We start from the raw sequence: 10514 nt of genomic DNA, 5'->3' as shown, positions 1-10514 counted from the left end.
TCTGCCCCGGCTTTCAGGAAGCCGGGGCCGTATTCTTATTTCTACGTGAACGGTTTTCAACATAAACGCTCTCAATATCTGGTTCGATATCAAGAATCACTAGTCGTGAAGCGACGCTGGGCACTGTTCGTCCTATTTCGGCGCCAGTCTGCTCAAGGGTTGAGCCTTTGAACCACAGAGCTGCCAAATCCTTATCATGGGCTTCTGTCCAACGAGTACCCATGTTGGCCGGCTTGGTCGTCGTGGTCGCCGAAGCACTGGGATGAGCTACGCCTGATGGCACGTGGTGCGTTATATCCGCCTGTGCTGCTTTAACCTGGCCAAAAACACCAATAACCCCGGAGAGAATTTTCCATTCAGCTAAAGTCATAGCGAGAAGATGCGACCTGCCAGCATAAAGAGCCAGCCTCTCTCCTTCGTGCCTCAATTCATACACTGTCTCATCAACAGTCCATGACATGGATTGAAACTGAGTTGATTTGCTACACATAATGTTTCGTCCAGATAGAAGTAGAATTTCAAAATATTTTATCCGATATCGAAGATACACCCTGAATAGTATTGAATGAAACAGGCTCTACCCACCCATCCTGAATACGAACATGGCAACCAGCATAGGAGCGTTGGTTTCCGTCGAAACCAACGCGATTTACTGCGCCGTGTAAAAATCAAAAAACAGGACACGCTCAGTTTATTTTTATCTTTTTTAACGTACCATATATAATACTCAATATGAAATTTGGGTATTATATATGATGCGAATTTGAAAATGCTGTCACCCTTACGCTGAATATGATAGCGTCTGAGAGCCTGTTTGGAAAGTCGCTGAAGTGTGATTCAAGCTCTGGATGTGGACGCCAGAGCAGAGAGGCCGCATGGCCAGGATTACCCGCAAGACGAAGCGTTATCCGTCTGATATGACGGAGGAGGAATGGGCGCGCATCGCGCCACTGATGCCCGAGCCGGGACGCACGGGGCGTCCGCGCGAGATCGAATTCCGCGAGGTGATCAACGCGGTTCGTTACCTGGTTCGATCCGGCTGCGGCTGGCGAATGCTGCCGATCCATTTCGGGCATTGGCGTACGGTCTATGGTTGGTTCAGGGAATTGGCCCGGCGGTTCCTGTTCCAGACCATTCATGATGTGGAACTGATGCTTGACCGGGAGCGCTCGGGCCGTGAAGCCAGCCCTTCGGCCGGAGTGATCGACAGCCAGAGCATCAAGGCGCCGCACGCGAAAACAAGAGGTTACGACGCTGGAAAGAAGATTGTCGGGCGCAAGCGGCATATCGCCGTGGATACGGACGGACGCCTGCTGATGGTCAACCTGACGCCGGCGGACATCTCCGACAGCGCCGGAGCGCAGATGATCCTGGACGCGATCCGCAAGCGCTGGCCGTGGGTCAAGCATCTATTCGCGGACGGTGCCTATGACCGGCTCCAGTTGATGGACAAGGCTGCCTACCTGGACTTCGTCGTCGAGGTGATCCGTCGCAGGGACGGAGCGAAAGGCTTTGAGGTTCTCCCCCGGCGCTGGGTCGTGGAGCGAACCTTCGGATGGATGACCCGATGGCGACGCCTCGTGCGCGATTACGAGCGTCGCATCGATGTCTCACAGGCCATGATCTTCGTCGCCATGGGCGCCAATCTCACCCGAAGAAACGCTCATCCATGACTTTCCAAACAGGCTCTAACAGGCTGTCGGATTGGGCGCTGCCGTAGTGATGAGTGATGGCGACGACGGCGTTTATGCGGCCGTCAGTCGCGTGATCCTACGGCAATTATATGCGAGGGCGACGAGCGTCCATTCTGTTGCGACGTTGGGGAGGCCACGGAGATGGAAACGGGTGAAGCCCATGGCGCTCTTGATGATACCGAAGACCGGTTCGACGGTCTGCTTGCGTAAGGCGTAATACCAACTCCTGTTTGTTAAAACCCATGTGCCCATTGTCGTAGCCCGAGGGACATGATGCGCCAGGGCTGGTCGACGAGCTGGTTCCAGGCGTGGCAGCAGATATCGACGATGTCGTCGTAGGTGCGGAAGATCCGGTTCGACAGCCAGGTATTGCGCATGAACTGCCAGACGTTTTCCACCGGATTGAGTTCGGGCGAGCGTGGCGGGAGCGGCAGGATGGTGATGTTGGCGGGGATATCGAGTTTCGGGCTGGTATGCCACGCTGCCTGATCGACGATGAGGATAGCGTGAGCCCGATCCGAAAGTTCTTCAACCGTGACAATGCCTTGCTGTCCGTCGTGTGAGCATTCGGATCGAGGCGATCAATGTCCATGCGGTTGAGGAAGCAATGGATTGTTCCCAGTCTTTGGCGAGCCGCCTGCACCGTCCCAGCCATGCGAATGTCCGTTCAACCACCCAGCGGCGCGGCAGGATCTGAAAGCCCTTCGCCGTATCGGACCGCCTGATGATTTCAAGGGTCCATTTTCCCATGGAGGCGAGCGCGGATCGCAATTTGTCGCCAGCATAGCCGCCATCAGCGAAGATGTGGCGCAGCCAGGGAAAGCGCCTGCGTATCGCTGCCAGGACATCAACAGCCCCATCACGGTCCTGGATGTCGGCGGCATGAACGAGGAGAAAGATCAGGAAGCCGCAGGTATCCGTCACAATATGGCGCTTGCGGCCCTTGACCTTCTTCCCCGCGTCATAGCCCGAAAGCCCGCCACTTTCCGTGGTTTTCACCGACTGGCTGTCAATCACGCCCGCGCTCGGAGAGGCTTCACGCCCCTCGATCTCGCGCAGGCTCATGACCAGCACCGTATTCATGACTTCGAACACTCCGGCACCACGCCAGGCGTAAAAATAGCGCCTGACGGTCGAGACCGGCGGAAAGCATTTCGGCAGCAGGCGCCACGCACACCCGGCCGAGGCTATGTAGAGCATCGCGTTGACCACCTCGCGCATATCCGTAGTTGTAGAAGTCTCGACTAAATCTGACGGATGGTGTCTGCTGAAGCTCAACCAGGGCTGCGGCGGGGGCGGAGTGGCCGGGCGACGCAGCCCCCGCCGCAGCCATCGGAGGATATCCTCATGACCCGTGACCAGAAGATCATCCGCGCCAAAGTTGGCCTGCTGGAACTATCGAAGCAACTGGGCAACGTCTCCCAGGCCTGCAAGATGATGGGGTATTCGCGCGACAGCTTCTACCGCTTCAAGGAGCTCTACGACAAAGGCGGCGAAATCGCGCTCCAGGAACTCTCCCGCCGCAAACCCTTGCTGAAAAACCGCGTCGAGCCGGCGGTTGAGGAAGCAGTGGTCGCGATCGCCATCGAACAACCGGCCTGGGGCCAGGCCCGCGTGGCCAACGAACTGCTCAAGCGCGGCGTCACCGTCTCTCCTTTCGGGGTGCGCAGCATCTGGCTGCGCCACGACCTCGCTACCATGAAGCTCCGCCTCAAGGCGCTCGAAGCCAAGATGGCCCAGGAACGGCTGATCCTCACCGAAAGCCAGCTTGCGGCCCTGGAGAAGGCCAAGGCCGACAAGGAGGCCTGGGGCGAGTTCGAGACCGAATGTCCCGGCTATTGCGGCGCTCAGGATACCTTCTATGTCGGCACCCTGAAGGGCGTCGGTCGCGTCTACCAGCAGACCTTCGTCGATACCTACAGCAAGGTCGGCTTCGCCAAGCTCTATGACCGCAAGACCCCGGTTACCGCTGCCGACCTGCTCAACGACCGCGTCATCCCCTTCTTCGAGCTGCACGATCTCCCGCTCCAGCGCGTGCTGACCGACCGGGGCACCGAATTCTGCGGCTCTCATGACCGCCATGAATACGAACTCTATCTGGCGGTGGAGAACATCGACCATACCCGCACCAAGGCGCGCAGCCCGCAGACCAACGGCATCGTCGAGCGCTTCCACAAGACCATGCTCGACGAGTTCTATCGTGTCACTTTTCGCCGCAAGATCTACGACAGCATCCACGAACTCCAGGCAGACCTCGACGAATGGATGGATGACTTCAACCGCAATCGCACCCACCAGGGACGATACTGCTTCGGCAAAACCCCGATGCAAACCTTCCTTGACGCAGCCCACCACGCCCGCGAAAAAGATATCGGGCGCCACGTCGAACACCACATGAACGCGTAGCATCCACGCCGGCCACTTCAAGCCGTCCGTCAGATTAAGTGCAAACTTCTACACCGTAGTGCGGGGGCGACCGCCCCGTTTCGCCGGGGGTACAAATGGCATGATCAAAGCCCACTCCCCGTCCGTCATATCCGATGGATATCGCAACCCTTCCCGGCTATGTTCACGTCGGGCAATACCAGTCCATGTCACCATTCACTCCATCTCTTCGCAAAGACGGATGAATCACAACAGGCTGGTATTGTTCAAAAACTTTCGGATCGGGCTCTTAGACAGCGATCCAGCGTTGGAGTGACGTCACTCCACAAGGGTCAGGCGGTATCCAATCCCAGTCTCGGTAATAATATGCCTTGGCCTCTCAGGGTTAATTTCCAGCTTCTGGCGAAGCTGACGAATATACACCCTTAACTGCTGGACATCTCCGTTCGCACCCCAGAGCTGCCCTAATATATGCTTATGAGTCAGGACACGTCCCGCATGGCGGATCAGAAGCCGTAGAATATCCCATTCTCGCGGCGAAAGATGCACTTCCTCACCGCTGCGGGTCACGATACGGCGCACGAGATCCACACTGAGGTCACCCGAGACATACAGCGGAATCGTGCCTTCTTTCTGAAGGGCATGCCTGAGTGCTGCGCGCAGCCTGGCGACCAGTTCGGCCATGCCGAAAGGTTTGGTGACATAATCATCCGCACCCAGGTCCAGGGCCGCGACCTTGCCCCGTTCATCGTCGCGCACCGAAAGTACGACAATCGGCAAGGTGGGCAACACCAGGCGTATCTGGCGAATAACTTCGATGCCGTCCATGTCTGGCAGCCCCAGATCAAGCAGCACGACGTCGATCTCTTCAGCTTTCACTGCAGCCAGTGCGCTTATGCCGTTTCCGGCCTCGATCACGCGCCAGTCCTGGGTCGCAAGACTGGTTCTCAGAAGACGCCGGATGGCAGGTTCGTCATCGACAACGAGGACACGCGGAGCGCTCATCCTGATACCTCCGCTACAATCGGAAAACTTAGCGTAAATACGGCTCCTGTGCGATCGGGACGATTTTCCGCTGTGATCGAACCACCCGCAGTTTCGACAAATCCTTTGGCGATCGCCAGACCAAGCCCCGTTCCTGGTCGCTGCCGATCCGCAAACTGGATGCGCGTGAACTTGTCGAATATCTGGTTTGGATTATCGGCAGGCAGACCAGGCCCTTCGTCGGTCAGACGCAGGCGGAGACTTCCCCCTTTTTGTGCGATCTCGATCATCACCATGCTGCCCTCGGGCGTATATTTCGCGGCATTATCGAGAATATTGAATAATGCCTGTTCGACAAGAACGTCATCCAGCGGGACCAGTGGCAGATCGGGTGCAACCTTGAGCGACACGCGATGATGCCGGAGAATTACGGAAGCGCGCGCCAGCGCGCTACCGGCAACCTCACCCAGATCGCATGGTTGCCGGGCCGGGGTCAGGGCTCCGGCTTCCAGCCTCGTCATGTCGAGCAGATTGGCGACGAAGCGTGAGAGGCGTTCAGCTTCCTCGCGAATGGTGGTCAGAAGCTCTTTCCGGTCCTTCTTATCAAGCAGGGCGTCATAACTGTCCAGGCTGGACGCGGCCCCGAGTATCGAGGAAAGCGGTGTACGCAGATCGTGCGAGATCGATGAAAGGAGCGCCCCGCGCAAACGTTCGGTTTCCGCATGCAGACGCGCCTGATCGAGATCGTGCGACAAGATGATGCGCTCGATCGCGAGTGCAGCCTGATCGCCCAGCGCATCGACGAGACGCTGCTGCTCCTGCCCGAGCAGGAGTCCGGGGCCGTCAGAATCCAGGCCGATCACCCCGATAGGTCCTCGCGCCGTCCGCAACGGAACAAACAATCGGCGTGCGCCCGGAAGATTATCCGAGCCCCGTCCCGCTGAACGATCATGTCGCCACGCCCATGTCGCCGCAGCGAGGTCAGCGGAATCCAGGCTCTTTTCCGGCGGATCGCTGGCGCGGATAATGAGTTTGTCGTCCTGCGGCAGAAGAATGACGACCTGTCGGTCGAGCATGGTGGCGATTTGCTGACAGGTCGTCCACAAAAGCTCGTCCATGGACGTGACGCCTGTGAGCTTGCGACTGAACTCATATAATGATTCGGTAATCTCCGCCCGATGCCGCGCGACGATCGCCTGCGCGCGGACACGGTTGCCGAGGTGACTGGCGGTGACGGCGGTAATAGAGAAGAATGCAAGAGCGGCAATGTTATCTGGAGCCGCAATAACGAACGTATAAAGCGGTGGAAGAAAGAAAAAATTGAACGACAGGACGGCCATGACCGAGGCGTAAAGTGAGGGCCACAAGCCAAAGCCGAGAGCAACACCGAGCACGGCTGTCAGGAATGTCAGCGAGACATTCTGGACTTCCATCCCATGGCGAAGCACCAGAGACAGAACAAGCGCCCCCGCCACAATGCCGGTCGCCGCGATATAGGGGCCGAAGGCGAGCGGGCGCTTCTCCGGCTTTTCTTCCGCTCCCTCATGACCATTGGTCGCGCCCACGACATGGACCGGAATATCACCGGCCCGGTCGGCCAGTATCCGCGTCACCGATGTCCACGTCCATGGCGTCATCCAGCTCGTCCAGGGCCTGCGCGCGGGACGCCCCGCCACGATCTGCGTGACGTTATGGCTCCGCGCCCAGGCCAGCGTCTCGGTTGCCACATCCTGACCCGGTATCGTGATCGTCTCCGCACCCATCGACTGCGCGAGATGCATCTGGCTTGCCGTGCGTTGACGAATTGTCTCGCCGGCTTCCCGGCTGGTCTCCACATGCAGCACTGTCCAGGGTGCGTGAAACCGCTCGGCTAGCCGCCGTCCGTAGCGCAGCAGGCTTCCGTCGACATCCTGGAGCGTGAGGCAGACAAGAATCCGCTCTCCCGCCGCCCATGGACCGCTGATCGCATTCGAGCGCATATGGTCGATCAACTGAGCATCGACCTGCCGAGCGGTCTGTCGCAGCGCGAGTTCGCGCAACGCCGTCAGATTTCCCGGCGAGAAATAATTCCGCATCGCCCGTGATGCTGCCGGCGCCGTATAGACCTTGCCCTCGCGCAGCCGTTGCAGCAGGTCGGCCGGCGTCAGGTCGATCAGCTCGATCTCGTCGGCCCGGTCGATCACCGTATCGGGCACGGTTTCGCGGACGCGAATCCTGGTAATACCGGCGACGATGTCGTTCAGGCTCTCCAGATGCTGGATATTGACCGTGGTGAAGACGTCCATTCCGGCCGCGAGCAGCTCCTCGACATCCATCCAGCGTTTCGGATGACGGCTGCCCGGCGCGTTCGTGTGTGCCAGTTCATCGACCAGCACCAGCCGGGGCTGACGGGCGAGGATCGCGTCCAGATCCATCTCAGTCAGCGTCTGGCCCCGATAAGCCACGACACGGCGGGGCACGACCTCCAGACCGTCGAGCAGCGCCGCAGTCTCGGATCTCCCGTGCGTCTCAACGACGCCCACCACGACGTCGACGCCATCCCTTATAAGCCGGTGCGCCGTCGTGAGCATCTCGAAGGTTTTGCCCACGCCGGGGGCCGCGCCGACAAAGATCTTCAGCCGGCCGCGCGTCCCACCCATGTCATGGGCAGCCTGACGCAGAAGCGCATCCGGATCGGGTCTGTCGGTACGGTCCTCCATCACCTATTTCATAGCATCGAGCGCCAGGTTCAGCCGCAGCACATTTATGCGCGCCTCTCCCAGTATCCCTGCGACCGGTGCCTGCGTCATGCGCAGGATCAGATCATGTATCCTTTCCTCGGGAATGCTCCGTGCTGCCGCGATGCGAGGAACCTGAAATCGGGCGCCCTCCGGCGAGATATCCGGGTCAAGACCGCTGCCCGACGTCGTCACCAGATCGACTGGAATGGCAAGTCCTTTCCTGACGGCCTCCGGATTTTCAGCCCGCAGCGCCGCGACGCTTGCCGTGACCCTGTCCACGAGAGATTTCGAGGTCGGGCCGAGGTTGGAGCCCACGGATGCGGCGGCATTGTAGGGCAGCGGCCCCGATTTCGACGCATCGACCGGATCGGGGCCGCTGGTGGCGGACGGCCGGGGATGGAAATAGCGCGGCGAGGTGAAATTCTGCCCGATCAGTTCCGAGCCGACCGGCTTGCCATCGACAAGGACGAGGCTGCCCCCCGCCTGTCGCGGGAACAGCACGCCAGCGACCCCCGTGACGGCCAGCGGATAGATCACGCCGGTGAGAACGGAAAAGAAGAGAAACAGGACGAGGGCGGGCCTCAATTCGCGAAGCATGGAGCTTGTTCCTTCAGGCTATGCCGAGCGCGTTGACGAGCAGGTCGATCAGCTTGATACCGACGAACGGCGCCACGACACCGCCAACGCCGAAAACGAGAAGATTGCGCCGCAGGAGCGCGGCCGCGCCGACGGGACGATAGCGCACACCCCTGAGCGAAAGAGGAATAAGGCATATAATGATGAGGGCGTTGAAGATGATCGCCGACAGGATGGCGCTCTGCGGCGTGCCCAGATGCATGACGTTCAGCGCCGAGAGCTGGGGATAAAAGCCGATGAACATGGCAGGGATAATGGCGAAATATTTCGCCACGTCGTTGGCGATCGAGAACGTGGTGAGCGCTCCGCGTGTCATCAGAAGCTGCTTTCCGATTCCCACGATCTCGATAAGCTTGGTCGGATCACTATCGAGATCGACCATGTTTCCGGCTTCGCGGGCCGCCATTGTACCGGTGTTCATGGCGACGCCCACATCCGCCTGCGCCAGAGCGGGGGCATCGTTAGTACCATCGCCGCACATGGCCACCAGCTTGCCCTCGGCCTGTTCCTTGCGGATCAATGCGAGCTTGGCCTCGGGCGTGGCTTGAGCAAGAAAATCGTCCACGCCACTTTCGGCGGCGATCGCGGCTGCCGTCAGGGGATTGTCGCCCGTTATCATGACCGTGCGGATCCCCATACGGCGTAATTCGGCAAAACGCTCACGGATACCACCCTTGACGACATCCTTGAGCGCCACGATCCCGAGCAACCTGTCGCCATCCACCACAGCCAGCGGTGTGCCCCCGGCGCGCCCTACGGTGTCGGCGTTCGCAATCGCCGCCTGGGCGGAGGCGTCCGCCGGATTGCCGAGATAGGCCAGCACACTGTCCACGGCTCCCTTGCGGATGCAGCGCTCCCCGATGTCGACACCACTCATGCGCGTCTGGGCGGTAAACGGGACAAACTGCATCCCGGCCTGCGCCATTTCCCTGGCGCGGATGTTGAAACGCTCCTTCGCCAGCACGACGATCGAGCGCCCCTCCGGCGTCTCATCGGCCAGCGAGGCAAGCTGGGCCGCGTCCGCGAGTTCCTGTTCCGTCACACCCGGAACCGGAAGAAAATCCGATGCCTGACGATTGCCGATGGTGATGGTACCGGTCTTGTCCAGCAGCAGCGTATCGACATCTCCCGCCGCCTCCACAGCGCGACCGGACATGGCGAGCACATTGAAACGGATCAGCCGATCCATACCTGCAATACCAATGGACGAGAGCAGCGCGCCGATGGTGGTCGGAATGAGCGTCACGAACAGAGCGACCAGCACAAGAACGGAAATCTGTCCCCCTGCATAGGCAGCGAACGAGGGAATGGTCGCGACGGCAAAAATGAAAACGAGCGTCAACCCTGCGAGAAGGATGTTGAGGGCGATTTCGTTGGGCGTCTTCTGCCGCTGGGCGCCCTCGACGAGTCCGATCATCCGGTCCAGAAACGTAGAGCCCTGGGCAGCGGTGATCTTCACGATAATCCAGTCCGACAGAACGCGCGTGCCGCCCGTAACGGCGGAACGGTCACCACCGCTCTCACGCACCACGGGCGCGGACTCGCCAGTGATCGCAGACTCGTCGATTGAGGCGACACCGTCGATCACCTCGCCGTCGCTCGGCACGAAATCGCCCGCCTCGACAAGCACCACGTCGCCGGGCTGAAGCTCGGGCGCGGGTACTTCTTCATAGACACCCGCATAGGACCATTTGCTGGTATCGGTGGGCAACAGCCGCTTCCCCGTCGCGTCCGTTCGCGCCCGGCGAAGACTTGCCGCCTGCGCCTTGCCCCGACCCTCCGCGACGGCTTCAGCGAAATTCGCGAACAGCACCGTGAACCAGAGCCAGAGATTGATCTGGATGGCGAAGCCAGAATGCGGCGCTCCCGTCGCGAGGTCGCGGATCAGGAGGATCGTGGTCAGCGTGGAAACAATCTCCACGACGAACATGACCGGATTATGCCACATGATGCGCGGATCGAGCTTGCGGAAGCTCTCGCCGATCGCGGGCATCAGCAGATCGGCGCGCAGGAGGCTTGAACGGTCTGGATCGCGGCCGCCCTCTTGTCCGCCCGACCCATGCGCCGGGATTGCGGATTGAACAGTCATGATGAT

Annotated in this window: 8 protein-coding genes and 3 pseudogenes; 2 read left to right on the top strand and 9 right to left on the bottom strand. The window is 59.8% G+C overall.

All coding sequences use genetic code 11. The annotated features are described in order from the left end of the window. Positions 1–13: 13 nt before the first annotated feature. On the bottom strand, positions 14–370 hold the full coding sequence (locus GDI_RS20240; RefSeq protein WP_231854249.1) for a hypothetical protein: 357 nt from the start codon (positions 368–370) through the stop codon (positions 14–16). Positions 371–848: 478 nt separating this feature from the next. On the opposite strand from GDI_RS20240, the gene GDI_RS07420 reads away from it, so the two are divergent. Then, the gene (locus GDI_RS07420; protein ID WP_012553437.1) at positions 849–1673 is read left to right on the top strand and encodes an IS5-like element ISGdi2 family transposase; all 825 of its coding nucleotides are present in this window, start codon (positions 849–851) and stop codon (positions 1671–1673) included. A gap of 72 nt (positions 1674–1745) precedes the next feature. Here the strand turns inward: GDI_RS07420 and GDI_RS19040 are convergent. The 3 genes and pseudogenes from GDI_RS19040 to GDI_RS07410 form a co-directional block, all read right to left on the bottom strand. Next, positions 1746–1910 (bottom strand): annotated as a pseudogene (locus GDI_RS19040) (transposase); the annotation flags it as partial. A 17-nt stretch (positions 1911–1927) separates the two neighbouring features. After that, a pseudogene (locus GDI_RS07415) lies at positions 1928–2206 on the bottom strand (transposase); the annotation flags it as partial. Between the two features lie 16 nt (positions 2207–2222). Beyond that, complete coding sequence (locus GDI_RS07410; protein ID WP_081482867.1) at positions 2223–3056, bottom strand: IS5 family transposase; 834 nt, start codon at positions 3054–3056, stop codon at positions 2223–2225. Between GDI_RS07410 and GDI_RS07405 the strand changes: the two genes are divergently transcribed. Continuing rightward, positions 3042–4100, top strand: coding sequence for an IS481-like element ISGdi10 family transposase (locus GDI_RS07405; RefSeq protein ID WP_012222646.1), 1059 nt, complete (start codon positions 3042–3044; stop codon positions 4098–4100). The two genes, GDI_RS07410 and GDI_RS07405, sit on opposite strands and share 15 nt — an antisense overlap. A gap of 54 nt (positions 4101–4154) precedes the next feature. On the opposite strand, the pseudogene GDI_RS19740 reads toward GDI_RS07405, so the two are convergent. The 5 genes and pseudogenes from GDI_RS19740 to kdpB form a co-directional block, all read right to left on the bottom strand. Next, positions 4155–4295, bottom strand: a pseudogene (locus GDI_RS19740) (transposase); the annotation flags it as partial. A gap of 102 nt (positions 4296–4397) precedes the next feature. Beyond that, positions 4398–5084: a response regulator gene (locus GDI_RS07400; protein ID WP_012224950.1), complete on the bottom strand. Its 687-nt coding sequence runs from the start codon at positions 5082–5084 to the stop codon at positions 4398–4400. Continuing rightward, positions 5081–7762 (bottom strand): sensor histidine kinase, encoded by a 2682-nt coding sequence (locus GDI_RS07395; RefSeq protein WP_041249346.1) that lies wholly within the window; start codon positions 7760–7762, stop codon positions 5081–5083. The genes GDI_RS07400 and GDI_RS07395 overlap by 4 nt, the downstream gene beginning before the upstream one ends. Positions 7763–7765: 3 nt before the next feature. Beyond that, positions 7766–8380 (bottom strand): potassium-transporting ATPase subunit KdpC, encoded by a 615-nt coding sequence (gene kdpC, locus GDI_RS07390; RefSeq protein WP_041249345.1) that lies wholly within the window; start codon positions 8378–8380, stop codon positions 7766–7768. A gap of 13 nt (positions 8381–8393) precedes the next feature. After that, a complete protein-coding gene (kdpB, locus tag GDI_RS07385) occupies positions 8394–10508 on the bottom strand; it encodes a potassium-transporting ATPase subunit KdpB (protein WP_012224947.1) in 2115 nt (704 codons plus the stop codon). Positions 10509–10514 lie beyond the last annotated feature (6 nt).

It is taken from the genome of Gluconacetobacter diazotrophicus PA1 5 (assembly GCF_000067045.1).
In the GTDB taxonomy this organism is placed as follows: domain Bacteria; phylum Pseudomonadota; class Alphaproteobacteria; order Acetobacterales; family Acetobacteraceae; genus Gluconacetobacter; species Gluconacetobacter diazotrophicus.
Note: the sequence above shows the minus strand (reverse complement) of the source record. Positions and strands in the feature narration are given on the sequence as shown.

What these genes read in the sequence shown, in the direction of transcription:
- GDI_RS07395 (WP_041249346.1), bottom strand. Translation starts at nt 7,762, where the DNA reads ATGGAGGACCGTACCGACAGACCCGATCCGGATGCGCTTCTGCGTCAG.
- GDI_RS07405 (WP_012222646.1), top strand. Translation starts at nt 3,042, where the DNA reads ATGACCCGTGACCAGAAGATCATCCGCGCCAAAGTTGGCCTGCTGGAA.
- GDI_RS07420 (WP_012553437.1), top strand. Translation starts at nt 849, where the DNA reads ATGTGGACGCCAGAGCAGAGAGGCCGCATGGCCAGGATTACCCGCAAG.
- GDI_RS20240 (WP_231854249.1), bottom strand. Translation starts at nt 370, where the DNA reads ATGACTTTAGCTGAATGGAAAATTCTCTCCGGGGTTATTGGTGTTTTT.
- kdpB (WP_012224947.1), bottom strand. Translation starts at nt 10,508, where the DNA reads ATGACTGTTCAATCCGCAATCCCGGCGCATGGGTCGGGCGGACAAGAG.
- GDI_RS07400 (WP_012224950.1), bottom strand. Translation starts at nt 5,084, where the DNA reads ATGAGCGCTCCGCGTGTCCTCGTTGTCGATGACGAACCTGCCATCCGG.
- kdpC (WP_041249345.1), bottom strand. Translation starts at nt 8,380, where the DNA reads ATGCTTCGCGAATTGAGGCCCGCCCTCGTCCTGTTTCTCTTCTTTTCC.